This is a genomic window from Pseudonocardia sp. CA-142604 (genome assembly GCF_050948475.1).
GTDB lineage: Bacteria > Actinomycetota > Actinomycetes > Mycobacteriales > Pseudonocardiaceae > Pseudonocardia > Pseudonocardia alaniniphila.
The window spans coordinates 6,413,836-6,435,640 of record NZ_CP192045.1 but is presented as its reverse complement, the minus strand read 5'-3'; the positions used below and the strand labels follow the sequence as shown (position 1 = coordinate 6,435,640).

Here is a 21,805-nt window from a genome sequence, read left to right as displayed (position 1 = left end):
CTGTGCGGCCTGGTACGGCGTGGTGCCCAGGCAGAAAGGAGTCCTCGTGCTGTTCCGCCAGCTGGAGTATTTCGTGGCGGTGGCGAGGGAGAGGCACTTCGCCCGGGCGGCGGAAGCCTGCTACGTGTCGCAGCCTGCGCTCTCGGCGGCCATCGCCAAGCTCGAGCGGGAGCTGAACGTCACGCTGATCAACCGTGGCCACAACTACGAGGGCCTCACCCCGGAGGGCGAACGGCTCGTCGTGTGGGCCAAACGGATCCTCGCCGAGCAGGACGCGTTCAAGGCCGAGGTGGCCGCCGTTCAGTCGGGCATCACCGGGACGTTGCGGCTGGGGACGGAACCCACGGCGTCGACGACTCTGGCGCTTCCCGTGGCCGCATTCTGTGCGGCGCACCCGCTGGCCAAGGTGCAGGTCAGCTCGCGGTTGGCGACGTCGGACCTGCACCGTCAGCTGCGCGAGTACGAGTTGGACGCCGCGATCGCCCACTTCGCTCCCGACGACCGGGAGAGCCTGCAGGTGGTGCCGCTGTACGAGGAGAGGTACGTGGTGTTGGTGTCGGCCGACCAGCTGGTGCCCCCGACCGACACCATGACGTGGGCCGACGCGGCCCAGTTGCCGCTCGCGTTGCTGACGCCGGACATGAGGAACCGCCAGGTCATCGACAGCGCATTCACCGACAGCGGGGTCGAGGTGACCCCGCAGGTGGAGACGGACTCGGTCGCTTCCCTCTATGCGCACGTCGGCGCAGGCGGGTGGGCGAGCATCGTGCCGCACACGTGGTTGCGTGCGATGCCGGTGATCGGCAGGACGAGAGCCGTCCGCCTGGTCGACCCGGTCGTCAGGGCGCAGGTCTCGGTGGCGATTCACGCGGCGACCCCTGGTTCGGTTGCGGCTCGGGCGTTCGTGAAGGCGGCAACGAGCTTGTCGCTTGCCGAGTTGTTCGACCAGCCGTTGCCGAACGAGCACCGCGTGATGTGAGACCGGACCCCGCGGTCTCAGCGTGCGTACCGGGCCTCCACCGCGCGCCGGTCGAGCCCTCCTTCGGCGGTACGAGGCAGGGCGTCGACGACCTCGAGCCGGTCGGGCACCTCGGCGGCGGACAGCCGGTGACGGCAGTACTGCAGGATCTGTTCGGCCCCGATGCCCTCACCTTCACACACGACCACGGCGGCGCCGACCCGTTGCCCCACGGTCGCGTCGGGAATGGCGAACACGGCCGCCTCGGTGACACCGGGACACCCGGTGAGGACGTCCTCGACGTGCTCGGGCGAGATCGTCTCGCCGTCGCGGTTGATGAGGCTGTTGATGCGTCCGGTGAGGAACAGGTAGCCGTCCTCGTCCAGCGAGCCCAGGTCGCCGGTGCGGAACCAACCGTCGGGAAAGCTGTGCGCCGTACCGGCCGGGTCGGCGAGGTAGCCGCGGGCCACCGTGGGGCCGTGCACCCACACCTCGCCCTGCGCTCCGGCCGGGCAGGTGTGCCCGTTCTGGTCCACGACACGAAGGTCCACTCCGGTCGGCCGGCCGGCCGACCCGTGCTTCAGCGGTCCCTCGTGCGGCAGTGGCTCGCTGGCCGCCATGTGTGTGGACTCGGTCATCGCGTACGCCGACAGCATCGGCGCACCGAGCGTGCGCTCCAGCGCCCGCTGGGTGGCCGCGTTGAGGGGTGCACCGCAACTGCGCACGAACGTCAGGGGCACGGCCTGCGGTCCTGGGTACTCGTGCGCCGACCTGTCGAGAAGGACCTCGTGGACGGTCGGGACCGCGGTGAACCACGTGGCGGCCACGGCCCGCATGTCGTCCCAGAACGTGGGTGCCGAGAACCGTCCCTGCTCGGGTAGCAACACACATCCGCCGCTGGCCAGCGAGGCGAGGAGCGCCGCGAACAACCCGTGGCTGTGGAAGAACGGCATCACCGCGACCGTCGCGTCACCCGGTCCGAGCTCGTAGGTGGCACAGATGCTCTGCACGGAGGCGGCGACGTTGGCGTGCGTCAGCGGGACCATCTTGGCCTGGTCGCTGGTCCCCACCGTGAACAGGACGAGGGCGTCGTCGGCCGAGAGTTCGTGGCCCCCGCCCCGGACCCGTCGCACCACACGCGCGCCGGTGTCGAGCACGGCCGTTGCCGTGCCGGCGGGGGAGATGCGCAGTTCCAGACTCCATGCCGGGACGTCGGGCTGGGCGATCGGGCGGGCCTCGGCCGGTGGTGGACCGAGGAGCACCGCCTGTGCCCCCAGCGCCTCGAGCCGGGCCGACATCTGTGATGCGGGCAACGCGGGGTCCACCGGAGCGACCACCAGCCCGGCCCGCGCCGATGCCAGGAGCGCGACGACGAACTCGGCGGTGTTGGCGCCGACGAGCCCGATCGCGTCTCCGCGGTGCAGCCCGGTGTCGGCGAGTCGGGTGGCGACATCATCGACCACGGTGGCGAGGGCGTGGTAGGACAGGTGGATCCGGTCCCCGGTGACGACGAGCGCCCTGGCACGAGGACGATGGCGCACGTGACGGTCGAGCAGATCGGTGAGGCCCGCGATCGCCGGCGTGCGGTATCGGTCCGCGTCGCGCACCGATGCCGTCGGAGCGGCCATGACCAGCACCTCCTCACGCCAGGTCCGCGAAAGCCGTCACGGGCGAGCCTGCGTGGGCGCGGAGCGCCCGTCCAATACGCACCGGCGACCGGCCGATAGCGAGCGTCTATCAAGGAAGCCGTACCCCCGCGGGACCAGCGACGATCATGAATCGATAGATGTTGTTTATCAGCTGGTCGGCTATAGGTCTTGGACGCGGGGACGCGCGCTGCGGAAAGTGATCCGCAGCATCGGAACAGGCCTAACTACCCAAGGAGGACCTCGGACAATGACCGCCCCTTCAGAGCTGGAGACCGCGGTGAACACCGACGTTCCGGCCGAGCCCACCGACGGGTATCACCTGGTGGTCGACGCGCTCAAGCTCAACGACGTGCGGACCATCTACGGAGTGGTCGGCATCCCGATCACCGACCTGGCCCGCCTCGCCCAGGCCGAGGGCATCCGCTACGTCGGCTTCCGGCACGAGAGCAACGCAGGACACGCGGCGGCGATCGCCGGTTACCTGACCAAGAAACCAGGCGTATGCCTGACGGTGTCCGCGCCGGGCTTCCTCAACGGGCTCGTCGCGCTCGCGAACGCCACCACCAACTGCTTCCCGATGGTCCAGATCTCCGGATCGAGCGAGCGGCACGTCGTCGACCTGAAGCAGGGCGACTACGAGGAGATGGACCAGCTCGCCGCTGCGCAGCAGTTCTGTAAGGCCGCGTACCGGGTGAGCCGCGTGGAGGACATCGGCCGAGGCATCGCCCGCGCGCTGCGCACCGCGATCTCCGGTCGTCCCGGCGGTGTCTACCTCGACATCCCGGCCGCGGTGCTCGGCTCCATCATCGACGCGGACAAGGGCGCCAAGACGCTGAGCCGTCTCGTCGACCCCGCGCCGCGCCAGCTGCCCGCGCCCGACGCGGTGGACCGTGCGATCGAGATCCTCGCGGGTGCCGAGCGGCCGCTGGTGGTGCTCGGTAAGGGCGCCGCGTACTCGCAGGCCGACGACCAGATCCGCGAGTTCATCGAGTCCACCGGCATCCCGTACGTGCCGATGTCCATGGCGAAGGGCCTGCTGCCCGACGACCACCCGCAGTCCGCGGCCACCGCCCGATCGCTGGCCCTGAAGAAGGCCGACGTCGTCATGCTCGTCGGTGCCCGGCTGAACTGGCTGCTCAACCACGGCCAGGCCCCGCAGTGGAACCCCGACGCCAAGTTCGTCCAGGTGGACATCGAGGCGACGGAGATGGACAGCAACCAGCCCATCGCCGCCCCGCTCGTCGGGGACATCGAGTCGGTGTTCGAGGCGCTCGCCGAGCGGACCAAGCCCGGCCAGATCTCGGCTCCCACCGCCTGGCGTGAGGAGCTGGCGGCGCGCTCGGCCCAGAACGTCGCCAAGATGGCGGAGCGCCTCAAGGTCGACAAGCACCCGATGCAGTTCATGGGTGCCCTGAAGGCCATCCGGGACGTCGTGCACGAGCGCCCGGAGACCTACATCGTCAACGAGGGCGCCAACGCTCTGGACCTCGCCCGCAACGTGATCGACATGCACGTGCCGCGCCACCGCCTCGACAGCGGCACCTGGGGCGTCATGGGCATCGGCATGGGCTACGCGATCGCCGCCGCCGTCGAGACCGGAGACCCCGTGGTGGCCGTCGAGGGCGACAGCGCGTTCGGGTTCAGCGGCATGGAGCTCGAGACGATCTGCCGCTACAAGCTGCCGGTCGTCACGGTCATCATGAACAACGGTGGTGTCTACCGCGGCGATGACGTCAACCCCCTGGGCGACGGCCCGGCGCCGACGACCCTGATGTCCGAGGCCCGCCACGACCTGATGATCGAGGCGTTCGGTGGCAAGGGATACCGCGCGACCACGCCCGCCGAGGTCACCGCGGCCCTCACCGAGGCGCTTGCCTCGGGCGGCCCGGCGCTCATCGACTGTGTGATCGACCCCTCGGCCGGCACGGAGAGCGGCAACATCGGGCACCTCAACCCGAAGGGCATCGGCAACTTCACCGGAAAGAAGAAGTAAGCGGCTCCATCGCGGGCCGCTCGACGGCCCGCTGATCGACGTCGACTCCGGTCCAGGCCGCTCGTCTGGACCGGAGTCGACGTCTTCACGGTCGAGCGCAACTGACATCGTCGACACAGGCCCAGCCGACGGCCGCCCGCCACGTCCGGGTGCTGATGCTCGCTCCAGCCGGCCGGGCCACACGCCGGCGATCTTCCTGATCTTTCGATCAATCGCGGCGGGCGTTGCCACCAGCCGCCCGCTACCCGGCGCAGCCGGTCCGGTGCAATCGTGATGAGTATGCGGAAAGTAACGGTTCCGCGATCACGGCGATAGGCTCAATGTGCGCGCAACGGCCATGAACGAGCGGCGATCCAACCGAACCCGGGTGCCGATCCGATCGTGTGCCGTCGCACGTGTCCTGTCATGAACCACGCTCTGATTCCTGCATCCGCACCGCGGTGCCCGGAGATCGGCGTCGTCCGGCGCCTGCACCCCGCTCCGGCCCTGCGGACCTGGGTCCGGCAGTCGGAGGGACGAGGCAGGGTCCGTCCCTGTTGACGTCGAGCCACCCGCTGCCCCCGGCCGGGACGCACGTTCGGGCATCGCCCCCCGTGAGAGTTCGTGCAGAGGCAGCCCGATGCGGCGCGTGCACATCGGGCGTGGGCGACTGCCGGGCGACCAGCGTCACGGCAACGGATCATGACGTGGCTCGTTGCTGCTGTAGCGATTGGCGCAAAGGTTGCGCCGGAGGAGGAACGCGTGGAGAACCGTCCTATCGGGCTCGCCGTCATCGGGGCCGGGTACTGGGGTCCCAACCTCGTACGTAACGCTCAGGCGACTGCAGGGTTCCAGCTGCAGTACCTGTGCGACGTCGACATCGAGCGAGCCCACCGAGTGCTCGGGCGGTACTCCACCGTCCGCGCCTCCGCCTCGCTCGACGAGGTGCTCGCCGACCCGGCGGTGGACGCGGTGGCTGTCGCGACGCCTGCCGCCACCCACCACGCAGTGGTGATGGCAGCGATCGAGGCGGGTAAGCACGTCCTGGTCGAGAAGCCGCTCGCCGCGAGCTTCGTGGAGGGCCGGGAGCTCGTCGAGGCCGCCGAGGAGCGCGGACTCGTCCTGATGCTCGATCACACCTACTGCTACACGCCCTCGGCCCAGTACCTGCGGGACCTGATCCGCGGCGGCGGGCTGGGAACCCTGCAGTACCTCGACTCCGTGCGCATCAACCTCGGCCTCGTGCAGCACGATGTCGACGTGCTGTGGGACCTCGCTCCCCACGACCTATCGATCTTCCTGTCGATCCTCCCCGATGACGTCACGCCGGTCGCGGTCTCGGCTCAGGGTTCGGACCCGGTCGGTGCCGGCCGCGCGTGTCTGGCGCATCTCAACGTGCAGATGAACACGGGCGCGATGGCCCACATCCACGTCAACTGGCTGTCCCCGACGAAGATCCGCACCATCGTGATCGGTGGTTCTGCGCGCACCGTGGTGTGGGACGACCTCAACCCGCTGCAGCGGCTGTCGGTGTACGACCGGGGGGTCGACCGCGCGGATCCGGCCGAGCTGGGCCGCGACGACCGCGCCGCCACGATCGTCTCCTACCGCACGGGCGATATGGTCGCGCCGGCGCTGAAGGACAAGGAAGCGCTGCGCTCGGTGATGGAGGAGTTCGCCGCCTCGATCACGGAGCAGCGTGCGCCGCTCACCGACGGCCGGTCCGGACTCCAGGTGCTGGCCCTGCTGGAGGCCGCCACGGCGAGCCTGCAGCAGGGTGGTGTATTCATGCCCGTCCTGACCGACCACACGCGCTCCCCCCAGGAGATCTCCCTGTGAGCACCAGCACCGGCCAGCCCCTGGCCGCGCAGCGCATCCTCGTCACCGGCGGTGCCGGCACGATCGGCTCCCACGTCGTCGACCTGCTTCTGGAGGCCGACGCCGCAGAGGTCGTCGTCCTCGACAACTTCGCGCGCGGGCGGATGGAGAACCTCGCCGAGGCGGAGGCCGTCGGCGGCGATCGCCTCACCGTCGTGACCGGCGACATCAACGACCCGGCACTCGTGCGTGATGTCATCTCGGGCATCGACGTGGTGTTCCACCTCGCTGCGCTGCGCATCACCCAGTGCGCCGAGCAGCCGCGGCTCGCGCTCGAGTCCCTTGTCGACGGCACCTTCACCGTGATCGAGGCCGCCGTGGCGGCCGACGTCAAGAAGGTCATCACCTCCTCGTCCGCGTCGGTGTACGGGCTGGCCGAGTCGTTCCCGACCACCGAACGGCACCACCCCTACAACAACGACACCTTCTACGGCGCCGCCAAGGCGTTCAACGAGGGCATGCTGCGCAGCTTCCACGCCATGAACGGGCTGGACTACGTGGCGCTGCGCTACTTCAACGTCTACGGCCCCCGGATGGACACCCACGGGCTCTACACCGAGGTCCTGATCCGGTGGATGGAGCGGATCTCCCGCGGCGAGCCTCCGCTGATCTTCGGCGACGGCGCGGCGACGATGGACTTCGTGCACGTCCGCGACATCGCCCGGGCCAACCTGCTCGCCGCGCGGGCGGACGTCACCGACACGGTCTACAACATCGCCACCAGCACGGAGACCAGCCTCAAGGGCCTGGCCGACGCCCTGCTCGCCGTCATGGATTCCGACCTGAAGGCCGTGCACGGTCCGGAGCGCGCGGTCAACGGGGTCACCCGGCGTCTCGCGGACATCTCCGCCGCCGCCAGGGACCTGGGCTGGACCCCCGAGATCGGTCTCTCGGACGGCCTGGATGATCTTGTCACCTGGTGGCGCCACGCCGCTCAGCCGGCAGTCGCAGGCTGAGCCGATGCGCCCCCGCTTGCAGAGAGGTGACCAATGATCCCCGTGATGCGTCCGCTCCTCGGTGAGGAGGAGGCCCAGGCCGTCGCCGACGTCGTTCGGTCCGGCTGGGTCGCCCAAGGGCCGCGGGTGGCGGAGTTCGAGAAGGAGTTCGCCGCGTCCGTCGGTGCGGCGCACGGTGTCGCGACGTCGTCGTGCACCACGGCGCTGCACCTCGCGCTGTACGTGCTCGGCGTCGGACCGGGCGACGAGGTGATCGTCCCGTCGCTGTCGTTCATCGCCTCGACCAACGCGGTGCGGTACTGCGGCGCGGTGCCCGTCTTCGCCGACGTCGACCCGCTGACCGGGAACATGACCGCCGACACGGTGTCCGCGGTGATCACCCCGCGTACCCGTGCCGTGATGGTGGTGCATCAGGCAGGCGTGCCCGCCGACGTGCCCGCCATCCGTGCGGTGTGCGGGGAGATCCCCCTGGTTGAGGACGCCGCCTGCGCGGCGGGCTCCACATTGGGCGGACGGCCGGTCGGCCACGGCGCCCTGATGGCGGCCTGGTCGTTCCACCCCCGCAAGCTGATCACCACCGGCGAAGGCGGGATGATCACCACCGACGACGCCGAGCGGGCAGCGAGGCTGCGGCGGCTGCGTGAACACGGGATGAGCGTGTCCGCGGCGGACCGGCACGCGTCCGGTCGCAACACGGTGGAGGAGTACGGGGAGACCGCGTTCAACTACCGGCTCACCGACATGCAGGCAGCGATGGGCCTGGTCCAGCTGCGGCGCCTGCCCGCCATCGTCGCCCACCGCAGGGAGCGCGCCGACCGCTACCGGGCCCTGCTGGCCCCGCTCGGGCTGCGCACGGTGTGCGACCCCGAGGGAGGCACGACCAACGTGCAGTCCTTCTGGGTGGAGCTCCCCGACGCGGCACCGCCTGTCAGCGAGGTGCTCGCAGCGCTGTCCCAGGCAGGTGTGTCGGCGCGCCGGGGGATCATGGCCGCCCACCTGGAGCCCGCGTACGCGGGGCATCCGCACGGGCCGCTGCCCGTCACCGAGCACCTGACCGCTCGGACGCTGATCCTTCCGCTCCACCACGACCTGTCCGACGCCGATCAGGACGTCGTCGTCGCGGCCCTCGCCGCGGCGATCGGCCTGCAGAGCGCCGTGCCGTCCCACTGATGACACATCCGACTACGCCCGAGGAACACTCGTGACCAGTACCCTCCCCACCACAGACCCGGTGCCGCTGCTGGACCTGGCGTCCGCCCACGCCGAGGTGGCCGACGAGATCGCCGCCGGCTGGGCCGACGTCCTGGCGCACACCGCGTTCGTCGGGGGCCCACGCGTGGCCTCGTTCGAGTCGGACTACGCCACGTGGTCCGGCATCCGGCACTGCGTGGGTGTCGGCAACGGCACCGACGCGCTGGAGCTGGCGCTGCGAGCGCTCGGCGTCCGTCAGGGCGACGAGTGCATCCTGCCGGCCAACACCTTCATCGCCACGGCCGAAGCGGTCGTCCGGGCGGGTGCCACGCCGGTCCTCGTGGACTGTGCCAAGGACACCTCGCTCATCGACGTCGACGCCACGGCCGCTGCGGTCACCGAGCGCACGCGCGTCGTCCTGCCCGTGCACCTCTACGGGCAGACGGCTCCGGTCGAGCAGCTGCGGGCGGTGCTTCCCGACGGTGTCGCGATTCTGGAGGACGCCGCGCAGTCGCAGGGCGCGCGGCGCAACGGGGTGGCCGCAGGCAAGCTCGGCGACATCGCGGCCACGAGCTTCTACCCCGGGAAGAACCTCGGTGCCTACGGCGACGCAGGCGCGGTGCTGACCGACCGCGACGACCTCGCCGAGGCCGTCCATCTGCTGCGTGATCACGGCTCGCCCCGCAAGTACGAGCACAGCGTGCTCGGGTTCAACAGCAGGCTCGACGCCCTGCAGGCCGTCGTCCTGTCGGCGAAGCTGCGCAGGCTCGACGCCTGGAACGTCGCACGTCGCGCCGCCGCCGCTCGCTACGGCGAGCTGCTGGCCGATGTGGACGGAGTGGTCACGCCGGTAGTGGCCGAGGGCAACGAGCCGGTCTGGCACCTGTACGTGGTGCGCGTGCCCGATCGCGCGCGGGTGCTCGCAGAGCTCTACGAGGCCAAGATCGGTGCCGGCATCCACTACCCCGTGCCGGTGCACCGCACCGAGGCCTTCGCGTACCTCGGCCATGACCTCGGCACCTTCCCGGTCACCGAGCAGCTCGCCGACGAGATCATCTCCCTGCCGATGTTCCCCGCGATCACCGCGGCGCAGCAGGAGCGCGTGGTGTCCGTCCTCGCGGCGGCGGTCCGGCGGTGACCCTCGCCGAGGAGGGCGTCCGCGTCCACCCGCACGGGCTCTGCGAGAGCACCGACGTGGGCGCGGGCACCCGCGTCTGGGCTTTCGCGCACGTCCTCGCCGGTGCGCGCGTCGGGCGTGACTGCAACATCTGCGACGGCGCGTTCGTCGAGGACGGAGCCGTGCTCGGCGACCGGGTGACGGTCAAGAACGGCACCCTCGTCTTCTCGGGCGTGACGTGTGAGGACGAGGTGTTCCTCGGTCCGAACGTGCTGTTCACCAACGATCTGCGGCCGCGAGCGGCGATCCGGCGTGGCGCCGACGAACTGCTTCCCACCACCGTGCGCCGCGGAGCCTCGCTCGGCGCCGGAGTCGTGGTCGTCTGCGGCATCGAGATCGGGGAGAGCGCGTTCGCTGCCGCAGGAGCCGTGGTCACGCGGGACGTTCCCGCGCACGCCTTCGTTGCCGGAAACCCGGCCCGTATCAAGGGTTGGGTCTGTGCGTGCGGGGAGCGACTGGGAGACGACTTGGCCTGCCCCGCATGCGGGACGCCGCACGAACGTGCGGGATCGGGCCTGCGTCGCCGCTGACGAAGCGGACCGGCTCGGGGTCGAACCACTCGGGCACACCGGAGACGAACCCGGGCCGGATCCGTTCAGCGCTGTTGAAGTAGTCCTCCTGCGCAGTGCCGCGGCGCCGGTTCACGGCGCGTTCGGCTACCCACGTGCCCACCGCGCTGGCCGTGCGGGCCACCTCGGCGAGCGACGGCGGCTGGTACTCGGCGAGGACCTTGTCGTACCAGTCCAGCTGCACCTGGGTGGCGTGCTCGAGGCTGTAGAACTGCCGCACGAGCGCCAGCGCGAAGTCGCCGTTCTCCTTGCGGAGCGCTTCGTCGCCGAGCAGTTGGTCGAGCTGCTCGACCAGGGTGTCCTCGCCGGTTCCGCCGTCGCCGATGCCGTAGAAGCCGCGCCACCGGAACTCGCGGGAGGACTCCTCGTCGAGGATGCGGAAGAAGCCGTGCTCGCCCTGCACCACGCAAGGCTTGCCGAAGGCCATGGCGCGCAGGAGCGAGCCGCCCATGCCCAGCATGACGTCGGAAGCGGCGTAGGCCGAGCGTGGGTCCGGACGCTGACCGGTCAGCACCACCACCTCGCGGCCGAAGCGGGTGTTGGTCTGGTCGGCGAGTGCCCGTAGATCGGGCATCGCCGGGCCGTCGCCCACGAGGACCAGACGCATCCGGTGGCGCGGTGCGACCCGGCCGGCCGCCCGGATCGCGGTCTCCAAGCCCTCCTGCTTGAGGACGCGGGCGAAGCGGCTCACGACCACCACGAGCAGCTCGTCGTCCTCGACGCCGATCTCGGCGCGGAAATCGTCGCCGGGATAGTCAGGGGTCTGCCCGACGCAGTCGGTGGGGATCTCCAGCACGCCGACCGCCCCGCTCCGCTGCCGGACGGCCGCGGCGATCACGGGGTTGCAGACCTGCAGGGGCACCGTCCCAGGCATGAAGTCCGGCACCGACATGCTGTTGATCGTCATCGTCATCGGGATGCCCTCGCTGCGGTGCGGCCCGAAGAAGGTGAGCAGCGACGGGGTGAGCTCGTACGCGTGCAGGATGTCCGGCCGGAACATGCGAGTGAGCTCGGAGAGCCTGCGGTAGGACGCCGCGGCTCGCTCCATGGTGTCGAGCTGGACGTGCATGTGGCGCACGCCGCGGTCGCGCAGGACGTCGACCAGTGCGCCGTCGGGTCCGGCGACGAGCACGTCGTGGCCCCGGTCGGCGGCCGCGCACGCGAGGTCGACGGCGTTCATCTGGCTGCCACCGAGGTCGAGCTGGTGGACGGCGACGAGGATGCGTAGCGGGCGAGCTACCTGCTCGCTGTTCACCGACGTAGTCGGGTTCACGTAATTCCTTCCGCTCTGACCCTGCCCAGCGGCTCGGTCACCGGTTCGGACTCAAGTTCTGGCTGCGCACCGTGATCGGCGTCGGCACGAAACGCGCGGATCAGGGGCACCGCGGCGATGGCGCACCCCACCACCTCTGCGCACAGGTACGCAACACCCACCCCGTCGACTCCCAGCGGCCTGACGAGGACCAGGGCGAGGACGACGACGATCACGGCGCTCAGCGTCTGCAGGACCACGACCCGGCCCATCTGCTGCTTCACCCGGGAGACCGAGATGTACATGCCGTGCACGATCGTGAAGGGCAGTGCGGCGGCCATGAGTCGCAGCAGGGACGTGCCCTCCTCGGCGTAGGTGTCGCCCAGCAGGGAGAGCAGCCATGGAGCGCCGATCAGCAGGAAGGGCGTGCCGGTGAACCCGATGAGCCACGAGAGCCGCCACGCGCGGCGCATCAGCGCAGGCCCCTGCCGGACGTCGTTCGACGCCTCCGTGATGTAGGACGAGGCGATGTTCCACAGCAGGACCGTGACGGCCTCGCTGATCAACCAGGGGAGGGCGTAGTAGGCGTTGGCCTCGGTGCCGAGCAGCGACACCACGATCAGCGGCATGCACAGCGGCACGATCACGGATGTGGCGCCCGTGGCGTACTCGCCGAGGAAGAGAGCGCCGAGGGCACGCCTGCTCGGCAGTGCGACGGCGCCCTCCTTGGAGCTGCGCCGGGGCAACACCCGCAGCAGGAGAGTCGGAGTGATGACCAGCACGGCGAGCGCTGCGGGCGTCGCCCACGCGAGCACGATGCCGTTGCGCATCGCGGTGACGGCGAACATCGCGACCAGGCCCAGCTTCACGCCCGAGAACAGGAACTGCTCGATCGGGACCCAGCGGGCTGCCTGCAGGCCGATCAGGGCCCAGTCCTGCAGCGCGAACAGGGCCAGTACGACGACGAGCAGCGGGAACGCGGAGCGCTCGGCCCCGGAGCCGAAGAGCGTGTCGTCGGCGAAGAAGAGCGCGAAGCCGCTACCGAGCACGGCGGCGATGAGGGCCGTCACCCCGTATCCCGCCAGCACCATCCTGCGTGACCGTCGGCCCGCCGATCCGAGGAATCGGGTGAAGAGCAGGCCGGTGCCGAGGCTGGCCACCACGCTCATCATCATCGCCGTGTTGATCAGCGCTGACGCGCGGCCGACCTCTTCAGCGGGGTAGCGCGCAGCGACTCCCCAGAAGACGAGGCCGAACAGCGCGGTCATCCCCGACGTGGCCATCAGCGCGACGGCGTTCAGCTCGAGCCCGCCGGGGAGCGGGATGCGCCGGCCACGCCGACGGTGCTGACCGCCGGGCAGGGGCTCGTCGGACCTGGGCCGGACCGCCATGAGGCGGACGGTGGCTTCCAGGTCGGGCCGACCGGGAGGGGCGGCGCTACTGCCTTGCGTCATGCCAGCTGGACTCTCCGGAACCGTGGCCGCGACCTCTGGCCGCTACCGGTTCCCGACCTCGCCGACACCGCTGCGGCAGGGGCGTACGGGCCTGACTGCGCTGTGCCTACATCGACGAGTTGGTTGTCGTCGAGGAGCACCGCGCGATCGTACAACCCCCCCGAATGACCGGATCATCCTGCTCCGGAGGCTCGTCAGGAGGCGGTGCCCGGCTGATCGAGAGCCCACACGTCGCACCCGTCGGACTGGCTGGAACGGACCTGCGTGGCGTTCGCGGCGAGCCAGTGCGACAGCACGCCGCCGGCGGGGACGAGATCGTCGTCGGGTGCCACGTAGAACCTCGCGCCCTCCTGCCGGAACTCCGCGAGACGAGAGGGGTCCTGCTGGTCGGCCGGGAGGCTCCACCCCTTCCGATCGGCGAGGTAGAAGATCACCGGCTCCTGGAAGTTGTTGGTCACGCCGTTCTCCGTGCTCAGGCTGGTCGTGCCGACCACGACGAGCTGGTCCGGCGCGGAGACCGCCGTCAGGCCGTCGGCGCACGTGCCGAAGGTGCCCGTCGTGGAGGTCATCGATCCGATGAGGACGTTGACCGACTGCGCGGCGAGCGCGACGACCGCAAGCCCGGAGACGACCGCGAACACGACCGACGACAGCCGCGGGCGCAACCACTCCGCCGCCGTGGCGAGGCCGAGACCGACGCAGATCGCGGCGTAGGGCAGCGAATAGACGTGGTACTGGATTCCCAGGTCGGAGCTGCTGTAGCGGCCGACGGCGAAGTAGTAGACGACGAGTGCGCCGGCGCCCGCCACCACGAGCGGGAATGCCGCCGTCCGTCGCCGCCACAGCCATGCCGCTCCGAGGACGGCCAGCGGGATGCCGACCACGCCGTAGATGAAGATCGCCTCGGTCTTGAGGTTGCCGAGGTAGAAGGCGGGGGAGAGCCACAGCTCGAAGCTGCCCCACTTGCTGTCGCCGCCGGAGATCACGCCGAAGGTGTTGCCGTACGCGGCGTGCAGCTGGGAGGCGTGCCACAGCCACAGCGCGGGGGCCACGAGGGCCGCGACACCGGCCACGTACACGGACTGTCGCCGGAGCCGCGAGGGCGCCGCAAGGACCAGCCAGATTCCCATGACCAGTCCGATGTGGAGGGACGTCGGCTTGACCAACGCTGCGGCCGAGGTGGCGGCAGCGGCGCCCACCAGCCAGATCCCACGGTCCTCTTGCACCCAGCGGCAGAACGCGAGCAGCGCCAGGAGGTAGAAGGCCAGCACCGTCGCCTCCGGCATGAAGGCGGTGCCGTAGCGCATGAAGGCCGGGGAGACGGCGAAGGCGACCAGTGCCCAGCGGGCTGCGCCGATCGGCAGCAGCCGCCGCGCCAGTCCCCAGAAGGCCGCTGTTGCGATCAGCATGAACGCGAGGGAGACCAGCCGGCCCAGCCACTCGTGCTCTCCGAAGACCTGATACAGAGCCGCCGAGAGCCACGGCATGAGTGGGAACTCGGTCTCGACGTACCCGGGACCTGAGCCGCCCCAGTTGATCTGCGGGAAGAACAGGTTCATCCCGCCTGTCGCGAAGTTCCGTGCCATCGACGCGGTGTCGGACTGCCGCCAGATGTCGCCCGGGTAGGCCATCGGACCGAACGCGCGCACCACCGACAGCACCGTGACGACGGCGACCACGGCCAGCGCCCACTTGCCGAGCGGCTCCCGTCCGGGCGGCAACGGAGCACGTTGGGCGGTCTGGGGTAGCTGGGCGGTTAGCACATAGGAAGGATCTTCATCCTTCGCTGTGGGGACGCTGAGCGAAGGCTCTGGGTTCTCAGTGCATCTTCAGCTTCGCCCCGTACCTGCTCCAGTGGCGGCCACGCCCGGACCCGGTCCGGCCGGGCCATAGGCTGCGGCGCGCAGAGCCGGTACCGAACCCGACCGGCCCCGCTGGACGTCCTGGAGCGACGGCCCGGAAATAGGAGAGGTGACTGCGACATGAATGCGGACTCGGCCGATGGGGCGTCGACCAGCAAGGCCCGGATCGGTGCCGCGTCGATCCGCCAGGCGCTCGCCGGCACGAGGGCGGCCCAGGTCGCGTACGGCTGTGCGGTGACCGGGCGCCTCGGCGTCGAGCGCTGGGCGCTCAGCAGGCGACGGCTCGAGTGGGCGCCGGTGGCACGACGCGGCCGCATCCTCGCCTACCACTCGATCGGAACACCGTCGTGGGGCGTGAACGACGTCCGCCCGCGCGACTTCGAACGGCACCTCCAGTTGGCGGCCGACGACGGCTGGACCTTCGCGACTCCGGCCGAGGTGATGGCCGATCCCGAGAAGCAGCAGTTGGCGCTCACGTTCGACGACGGCGTCACGAGCGTTCTGGAGAACGCCGCTCCGGTGCTGCGCCATCACGGCATCCCCGCCACGATGTTCGTGGTCAGCGGGTGGGCCGACGGGAAGCACCCTGACCAGTACCAGCACGTGCTGGACTGGAAGGGCGTCAGCGCGCTCCAGGAGTACGGCATCAGCCTCGCGAGCCACTCCGCCACCCACCCCGACTTCGGCAGGCTCGGAGCGGCCGAGGCGCGCGAGGAACTGGAGGTGTCGCGGCAGCGGATGGAGCAGATGCTCGGGCTGACCGTCGACGAGTTCGCGATCCCGTTCGGTCAGTCGCGTAACTGGACGGACGCGGCGCGGATCGCTGCCGAGGGTGCGGGGTACAAGGTCGTGTACGCGCAGGCCGTCGAGACCCGACCGGCCGGCACCGTTCCGCGGACGTTCATCACCCGCATCGACACCCCTCGGCTGTTCCGCGCCGCGCTCGCCGGCAGCTACGACCGCTGGGAAGAGTGGTACTGAGAGTCAGGCCACCAGACCTTCTTGAGGCGCCGGGCCCGGCGCAGGCCGATCAGGTAGGTCGCCGGGCCCTGGATCATCCCGAGCGCCTCCTGGAGACGCAGCCCTCGCGGGTACGGCGCCGCCGCGACCGAGTCCTTCGACCCCGTGCGGAACTCGGGGCCGAACACGTGGCGGACGCCGGCGGCTGCCTTCTTCAGAAGAAGGGCGCGTTCGTGCGGACGTGTGAGCAGCCGCTTGGCGAGCAGCGCGGTCAGCCCCCGCCCGTAACCGCGCATCTGCGCCTGCAGCCCGGCTCCGTCCGCCCGGTGGCGGTGGAAGGAGAACGCCGCAGGCTGGTACACGAGCGTGCCCCGGAGGGTGAGCACGTCCAGGAACAGGTCCAGATCCTCACCACCGGCGGCAGGGCTTCCCGCGCCGAGTGCCTCGTCGAACTCCCAGCCCGGCGGGAGCGCGCTCTTCCGCAGCGCCATGCTCGCGCCGGTGCCGTAGCTGCCCAGCTCGTACGGGAACAGCGGGGACGAGGTGGGTGACGCGGTGAGGTGGTAGACGCGCCGCTCGGTGCCCCGGCCGAACCCGGCTGCGCATTCGAACCACCACTGCCACAACGACTCGAGTTCGGCGGGCTCGACGAGCCCTGTCACACACGTGACCGCCGGATCCGCGAACTCGGCGCTGATGCGGCTGAGCCACGACGGCTGGACCATGACGTCGTCGTCGGTGAACGCGATGATGTCGCCCTTGGCGGCATACAGACCCCGGTTGCGCGCGTACGACAGACCAGGGCGATGTTCGGGCACGAGCCGGATGCGCGGCTCGTCGGCGTAGCGCTCGGAGATGAGGTCCGCCGTCCGCGGGTCGCTGGGCGAGTTGTCCACCACGACGATCTCGAAGTCGGGGTGGTCGGACTCCAGCAGGGCGTCGAGGGCGAGCGGGAGGGACGCCGGACGTCCACGCGTGGCGAGCACGACACTCGCCCGAGCCTCGGGGATCGTGGACGGGACAACGGCGCAGGGGCCGGCGAACCCGAGCAGCAATGCTTCGGGATCGACCTTCGCGCCTGCTGATCCCAGCTCGACGCCGTCACGGATCAGGTGAGCCCTGACGTGGTCCTCGAGCTCAGCGCAGATCACCTCGGCGAGCGTGGCCGGTGCGATCCGATCGGATTCGAAGTCGAGCCAGACCACGCCGATCGGGACGTCGTGCAACAGCACCAGCACCCGCACCCCGCAGTAGGGAATGCCGCTCTTCGACGGGAGGCGCTTGACCCCGGTCAGAGGTTCGGCGAGGTCGACGGTGACGACCTGGATCGGCTGGAAGGCCCCGTCGGCCGCCGGGGGCGTGCCGGGTTGTGTCCGGCGACCGTCACGGACGGAGGTTACCGACATCAGCTGGGCGGGCTTCGATGGTGCGGCAGCGGATTCGGGCTGGGTGCTCATGGCGGATTCCTCGATGGCGGGCCGGACGGTGAGCGAGCCGGACGGGGAGCGGGGGCCGGCGTCGAGCGGGCCGGACGGGGAGCGGTGGACTGGGGACGGGCCATCTCGCCGGGCGGGGAGCGAACCGGACGATCTGGCCGGAGGGCGACGGGACGACGATCTAGCCGGACGGGGACCGCGCGGGGCGGTCCGGAGCTGGGACGCGTGTCGCCGCGCCGCACCTGCGTGCACAAGGAGTGTCCACTACACCCACAGCTCCTTCTTCCGAGTGATACTTGACCATCGTGCCGTATGTGCGTGTGTTGGCATACCGACCGGTTCCGACCCGCCCTTGTGCCACCGGGGTGACCCCCGGTCACGGGGAGTGAAACCCGGCTATCCGGACTTTCGCTGACCGACTGCTCGGCGTTACCGCGGATCGAGTCCTGCCGCGCTCTGACAGCCGATCCCCCGGCGGGGTCGGGCCACAGCCGTTGCATCGCTCGAAATCAGCGGGACAACGATCGAGCGCGACGTCGAGATGCTGTGGTTCAACCTTCCAGCGTGGACGGTCGCGCTGACCGGTGCCCGGGCCTCGCCGACGCGCTCAGCCGGTGCGCTGGTCTCCGCTGAACGGGCACTCCGTCACCTGCGCGGCCCGGCGTTGGAGCCCCCTCATGGCCGTGGGCAGCTCCGCCGGGCCGCGCAGGGGCGCCGGGAAGTTCAGTCGGGCGCGCCGGGTATCGGCCGGGCAGTCGATGCGGAACGTGACCCCGAACCGGTCGACGCGGATGGGCGCCACCGCGTGTGCGCCCTGAAGCACAGCGGGGTCGAGCAGGTGGGCGAGCTGCACCACCTGTTCGGGATGCGCAGTCAGCAGGTGCTCGACGACCCCGTCGCTCTCGGCGGCCAGGGGGTCCGGGGTGGCGCGGGCGTAGGCGTCGGGATCGACCGGTTCGCCGTCGAGGCGCAGCTGGGCAACCGTGATCCGGAGGATCAGGGACGCGTCGGGCCGCAGCACTGTCTCGGCCGACCTATCCCAGTAGGCCGCGAGGAGCACTTCGAGTGCGGCACGGACGTCGTCGGCGACCTCGATGGTGCCGTGCAAGGTCACGGAGTCGAGAAGCCGGTCCGGGCCGGGTACTCCGCTCACCAGGGCGCTGCGCACCGTGCCGGGCACGATCTGACCGGCCACGCGCTCCGCGAGCGGTCCGTTCTCGTTCACCAGCAGCACGAGGGAGCCATCGGTGTCGACCGCGAGGGCGTCGAGTACGACACGCAGATCGGCTCCCACCTCGATCACGGAAGTCACGGCGTGCGACAGCACGGTGCGGGCGCGCTCGGCGGGGTCGGGGCCCGGCTGGACGGCTGGCGAGATCACGCAACTCCTCCGTGAATTAGGATCGCCTAACCTTAGCTGCCCGCCGTGAGATCGCAAGCGTTGCGATCGCCCGGGTCGTGACCGCGTCGGGGATGCCTACTGCTCCACCTCCGAGTACATGCTGAGCATGTTGCCGTCAGGATCTGTGAAGTCGAACTAGTCCACGGCCTACAGGAGTTGCCGCCGTGACGACCGGTCAGCGCGGCTCCGAGCTGCCACGCGCGGGCAGCCGGCCTCGCCCGCTGCGCCCCGTGACCTTCCCTCCCGAGACGACGATCTCCCCGCGGCTGAGGACGTCGCGGGGCCATCCGCGCACGGAGGTGCCGTCGTAGGGGGAGTAACCCGCACGGCTCTCGCCGCGGCTCCCGTCGACGACCCGCGTCTCGTCGGGGTCCCAGATCACGAGGTCGGCGTCGGACCCCGGAGCGATCGTTCCCTTGCGGGGGTACAGACCGAAGAGGCGGGCCGGGTTGGTTGCCGTGAGCTCCACGAAGCGCGCCAACGAGACGCGGCCGGTGAGCACGCCTTCCGAGAAGAGCATGGGTCGCACGGTCTCGAGGTCGGCGACACCGGGCCGGAGCTGCTCCAGCGAGGCTCCTGCTTCGAGCTTCTGTTCGAGCGTCCAGGGAGCGTGGTCCGTCGCCACGGTGTCGACGGTGCCGAACCGCAGGCCGGCCCAGAGGGCGTCGACGTCGTCCTGGCGCCGCAGCGGTGGCTGGCCGATGTACTTCGCCCCGTCCTCCCGCTGCAGGAGATCTTCGGTGAGGTAGAGGTAGAGCGGCCGCGTCTCGACGTAGACCGGCACACCACGGGCGCGGGCGGCGGAGCAGGCGGTGAGGGCCCGCCGGCTGGAGAGGTGCACGACGTAGATGGGCGTGTTCGAGACCTCGGCGAAGGCGATGAGCTGGGCGACCGCGGCCTCCTCCGCCGCGTCGGGGCGCGACTCGCCGAAGTGGCGGAAGTCTGCCAGCCCGCGCTCGAACAGCGAGGCCGTGCAGTGCCCGATCAGCTCGTCGTCCTCGCAGTGGACCAGGGTGAGGAAGCCGCGGCTGCCGGCTTCGGCCATGAAGCGGTAGTACTGGCGGCGCCGGGTCTGGAAGGCGCCGAGCGTGGCGAAGACCTTGATGCTGGTCTGGCCCAGCTCCTGGAGCGCCGCCAGCTCGCCGGGGTCGAGGTGTTGTTCCTCGGTCACCACGGGGTGCAGCAGGACGTCGACGACGGCCTGAGCCCGCACGTCCTCGGCCACCCGCCTGCACGCGTCGGCCAGTGCCTCGCCGGGGCGCGGGAAGGTGATGTTGCCGACCGTGGTGACCCCGCCCGCGGCGGCTGCCCTGGTGCCGCTCTCGAAATCGTCGACCCAGGGGTACGAGCCGTCGGCCAGTTCGGCGGGCGAGAGGTGTACGTGCCCGTCGATCCCGCCGGGGAGCACCAGGCACCCCTGTGCGTCGATCACGTGGGGCGCATCGATCGGGGAGGACGAGATGGCGGTGACGATCCCGCCGGTGATCGCGATGTCCGCGCGAACCACCGAGCCGTCGATGACGACGTCGCCGCCTCGGATCGTGGTGTCAACGTTCGTTGCGGTGCTCATCGCCTTTACCTTTCTCCTCCTGTGCCGCGGCGGCTCGGGTCAGGGCCGGACTGCGGCGCCTGCGTCCTCGGCGGCCGCGGCGCGCGCCGGTGCCGAGATCGGCTCGGCTGCCACACGCGCCCATTCGAACCGCGTGACGAGCAGTCGTGTGATCACGACGAACACCAGCCCGGTCAGGATCGGGGTGACGAGACATCGCAGCACCGCCTCCGGTAGGAGGAAGTACAAGCCTGCTCCGATTGCGGTGGACAGGACCGCCACCGGGTTGGTGCCACGCAGATACCAGTACCGGCCCCCGTGTACGAAGAGTTGCGGCACGTCGATACGCCACCGTTTGACCACGACGTAGTCGGCGACCAGCACTCCCGCGATCGGGGCGAACAGGCAACCGATGGCCACACCGGAGATGGTGTTGAACCCGTCGATGATCGCGGGGAACGCGGAGATGGCGATGCCGATGGCGCTCGCGACCACGGTGGACCAGAACCGTCCCAGCCTCGGGATCATGTTCACGATCGCGAGGCCGCCCGTATAGAGGTTCAGGACGTTGATCGTCCAGTTGTCGAGCACCACCACGATCAGGAGCGCGACGAACACCACGCCCGACGTGGTGATCCCCGAGATCACGTCGAAGGGGTTGGAGACCGTGCCCAGCGTGGCCGCCGCCCCGTACGCCCCGAGCACCGCCGACAGCAGAGCCCCGAGGATCGCGGCCGCCATCGTGCCGATCCACATGTCGGCACGTGTGCGGGAGTAGCGGCAGAAGTCGGCTGCGTCGGTCACCATCGTCAGCCATGCCGCTGCCACGGAGTTCGCCCACACGGCGATCCCGATCCAGCCCAGCGTCGACGAGCCGTTGAACGAGAAGACCTCGCTCGGGTGGAAGCCCGGAGCGTCATGCGATACGAGCAGGTACAGCGAGAATCCGAGGACGATGACCTTCAGTGGTAATGCAATGCGAGAAAGGTGTTTCAGTGGGCCGTAGCCCATGGTGGCGATGAGCACTTGGAACGCGGCGAAGACGAGGCTCGTCGGCACGAGGGGGAGCGAGATCCCCAGCCATGCATGAAGGACCGCGACGATCGCCAGTGCGCCGGCGATCGTCTGGAAGGCGAACTGGAATGTCGTGACGGCCACCCGCAGCAGGGACGCTATCCAGCGGGAACCGATCACCCCGTACGTCATCCGGGTGCTCACCTGGCCCGGGACGCCGTAGTCGACGCCGATCGTCGCCACGATGATGTAGGGCACGAACGCCACGGCGATGCCCAGCGTGACAGCGATGACCGCGCCCCAGAACGACAGACCGCCGGCGACGGCGAGACCGCCGATCAGAATCATCCCGGGGTTCACCAGGAAGTTGAATACGATCGAGAATATGTCGCTCCAGTGGGTGGTGCGCGCTTCTTCGGGAACCGGTTCGATTCCGCGTTGCTCCACGCCTCGCGGCTGGCGGAATCGTGGCCGCAACGACTCCTCGAAACGATCGGTATTCACCAATGAAGACCTCCGGGCGAGT

General features: G+C 70.0%; 16 protein-coding genes. 8 read left to right on the top strand and 8 right to left on the bottom strand.

What is annotated here, in order from left to right:
* Positions 1 to 46: 46 nt before the first annotated feature.
* Positions 47 to 979 carry a LysR family transcriptional regulator gene (locus tag ACQPZQ_RS29175; protein ID WP_241034094.1) on the top strand — a complete coding sequence of 311 codons (933 nt, stop codon included), beginning with the start codon at positions 47 to 49 and terminating at the stop codon, positions 977 to 979.
* Positions 980 to 996: 17 nt separating this feature from the next.
* Here ACQPZQ_RS29175 and ACQPZQ_RS29170 read toward each other — a convergent pair whose 3' ends face one another.
* On the bottom strand, positions 997 to 2,586 hold the full coding sequence (locus tag ACQPZQ_RS29170; protein WP_433285982.1) for a FadD7 family fatty acid--CoA ligase: 1,590 nt from the start codon (positions 2,584 to 2,586) through the stop codon (positions 997 to 999).
* 268 nt (positions 2,587 to 2,854) lie between these two features.
* Here ACQPZQ_RS29170 and oxc point away from each other — a divergent pair, with 268 nt between their 5' ends.
* The 6 genes from oxc to ACQPZQ_RS29140 all read left to right on the top strand — a co-directional run bounded on the left by oxc (position 2,855) and on the right by ACQPZQ_RS29140 (position 10,311).
* A complete protein-coding gene (oxc, locus tag ACQPZQ_RS29165) occupies positions 2,855 to 4,600 on the top strand; it encodes an oxalyl-CoA decarboxylase (protein ID WP_433285980.1) in 1,746 nt (581 codons plus the stop codon).
* 741 nt (positions 4,601 to 5,341) lie between these two features.
* The gene (locus ACQPZQ_RS29160; protein ID WP_433285978.1) at positions 5,342 to 6,418 is read left to right on the top strand and encodes a Gfo/Idh/MocA family protein; all 1,077 of its coding nucleotides are present in this window, start codon (positions 5,342 to 5,344) and stop codon (positions 6,416 to 6,418) included.
* Positions 6,415 to 7,413: an SDR family NAD(P)-dependent oxidoreductase gene (locus tag ACQPZQ_RS29155; protein WP_433285976.1), complete on the top strand. Its 999-nt coding sequence runs from the start codon at positions 6,415 to 6,417 to the stop codon at positions 7,411 to 7,413. The genes ACQPZQ_RS29160 and ACQPZQ_RS29155 overlap by 4 nt, the downstream gene beginning before the upstream one ends.
* 33 nt (positions 7,414 to 7,446) lie before the next feature.
* Positions 7,447 to 8,583: a DegT/DnrJ/EryC1/StrS family aminotransferase gene (locus ACQPZQ_RS29150; RefSeq protein ID WP_433285974.1), complete on the top strand. Its 1,137-nt coding sequence runs from the start codon at positions 7,447 to 7,449 to the stop codon at positions 8,581 to 8,583.
* 31 nt (positions 8,584 to 8,614) lie between these two features.
* Positions 8,615 to 9,742 carry a DegT/DnrJ/EryC1/StrS family aminotransferase gene (locus ACQPZQ_RS29145; RefSeq protein ID WP_433285972.1) on the top strand — a complete coding sequence of 376 codons (1,128 nt, stop codon included), beginning with the start codon at positions 8,615 to 8,617 and terminating at the stop codon, positions 9,740 to 9,742.
* Positions 9,739 to 10,311 (top strand): acyltransferase, encoded by a 573-nt coding sequence (locus tag ACQPZQ_RS29140; protein WP_241034101.1) that lies wholly within the window; start codon positions 9,739 to 9,741, stop codon positions 10,309 to 10,311. Before ACQPZQ_RS29145 ends, ACQPZQ_RS29140 begins: the two co-directional genes overlap by 4 nt.
* Here the strand turns inward: ACQPZQ_RS29140 and ACQPZQ_RS29135 are convergent.
* The 3 genes from ACQPZQ_RS29135 to ACQPZQ_RS29125 form a co-directional block, all read right to left on the bottom strand.
* A complete protein-coding gene (locus ACQPZQ_RS29135; protein WP_433285971.1) occupies positions 10,205 to 11,623 on the bottom strand; it encodes a glycosyltransferase in 1,419 nt (472 codons plus the stop codon). The genes ACQPZQ_RS29140 and ACQPZQ_RS29135 overlap by 107 nt on opposite strands.
* Complete coding sequence (locus ACQPZQ_RS29130; protein ID WP_433285970.1) at positions 11,620 to 12,993, bottom strand: lipopolysaccharide biosynthesis protein; 1,374 nt, start codon at positions 12,991 to 12,993, stop codon at positions 11,620 to 11,622. The genes ACQPZQ_RS29135 and ACQPZQ_RS29130 overlap by 4 nt, the downstream gene beginning before the upstream one ends.
* Before the next feature lie 257 nt (positions 12,994 to 13,250).
* Positions 13,251 to 14,777 (bottom strand): ArnT family glycosyltransferase, encoded by a 1,527-nt coding sequence (locus ACQPZQ_RS29125; protein ID WP_433285968.1) that lies wholly within the window; start codon positions 14,775 to 14,777, stop codon positions 13,251 to 13,253.
* Positions 14,778 to 15,038: 261 nt separating this feature from the next.
* On the opposite strand from ACQPZQ_RS29125, the gene ACQPZQ_RS29120 reads away from it, so the two are divergent.
* Positions 15,039 to 15,899, top strand: coding sequence for a polysaccharide deacetylase family protein (locus tag ACQPZQ_RS29120; protein ID WP_433285966.1), 861 nt, complete (start codon positions 15,039 to 15,041; stop codon positions 15,897 to 15,899).
* On the opposite strand, the gene ACQPZQ_RS29115 is transcribed toward ACQPZQ_RS29120, so the two are convergent.
* From ACQPZQ_RS29115 to ACQPZQ_RS29100, 4 genes are all read right to left on the bottom strand, one after another.
* Positions 15,872 to 17,335, bottom strand: coding sequence for a glycosyltransferase (locus ACQPZQ_RS29115; RefSeq protein WP_433285964.1), 1,464 nt, complete (start codon positions 17,333 to 17,335; stop codon positions 15,872 to 15,874). The genes ACQPZQ_RS29120 and ACQPZQ_RS29115 overlap by 28 nt on opposite strands.
* 586 nt (positions 17,336 to 17,921) lie before the next feature.
* The gene (locus tag ACQPZQ_RS29110; RefSeq protein WP_433285962.1) at positions 17,922 to 18,695 is read right to left on the bottom strand and encodes a DUF2470 domain-containing protein; all 774 of its coding nucleotides are present in this window, start codon (positions 18,693 to 18,695) and stop codon (positions 17,922 to 17,924) included.
* A gap of 196 nt (positions 18,696 to 18,891) precedes the next feature.
* The gene (locus ACQPZQ_RS29105; RefSeq protein ID WP_433285960.1) at positions 18,892 to 20,286 is read right to left on the bottom strand and encodes an amidohydrolase family protein; all 1,395 of its coding nucleotides are present in this window, start codon (positions 20,284 to 20,286) and stop codon (positions 18,892 to 18,894) included.
* 39 nt (positions 20,287 to 20,325) lie between these two features.
* Complete coding sequence (locus ACQPZQ_RS29100; protein WP_433285958.1) at positions 20,326 to 21,726, bottom strand: purine-cytosine permease family protein; 1,401 nt, start codon at positions 21,724 to 21,726, stop codon at positions 20,326 to 20,328.
* Positions 21,727 to 21,805: the final 79 nt, after the last annotated feature.

What these genes read in the sequence shown, in the direction of transcription:
- ACQPZQ_RS29170 (WP_433285982.1), bottom strand. Translation starts at nt 2,586, where the DNA reads ATGGCCGCTCCGACGGCATCGGTGCGCGACGCGGACCGATACCGCACG.
- oxc (WP_433285980.1), top strand. Translation starts at nt 2,855, where the DNA reads ATGACCGCCCCTTCAGAGCTGGAGACCGCGGTGAACACCGACGTTCCG.
- ACQPZQ_RS29150 (WP_433285974.1), top strand. Translation starts at nt 7,447, where the DNA reads ATGATCCCCGTGATGCGTCCGCTCCTCGGTGAGGAGGAGGCCCAGGCC.
- ACQPZQ_RS29130 (WP_433285970.1), bottom strand. Translation starts at nt 12,993, where the DNA reads ATGGCGGTCCGGCCCAGGTCCGACGAGCCCCTGCCCGGCGGTCAGCAC.
- ACQPZQ_RS29120 (WP_433285966.1), top strand. Translation starts at nt 15,039, where the DNA reads ATGAATGCGGACTCGGCCGATGGGGCGTCGACCAGCAAGGCCCGGATC.
- ACQPZQ_RS29115 (WP_433285964.1), bottom strand. Translation starts at nt 17,335, where the DNA reads ATGAGCACCCAGCCCGAATCCGCTGCCGCACCATCGAAGCCCGCCCAG.
- ACQPZQ_RS29105 (WP_433285960.1), bottom strand. Translation starts at nt 20,286, where the DNA reads ATGAGCACCGCAACGAACGTTGACACCACGATCCGAGGCGGCGACGTC.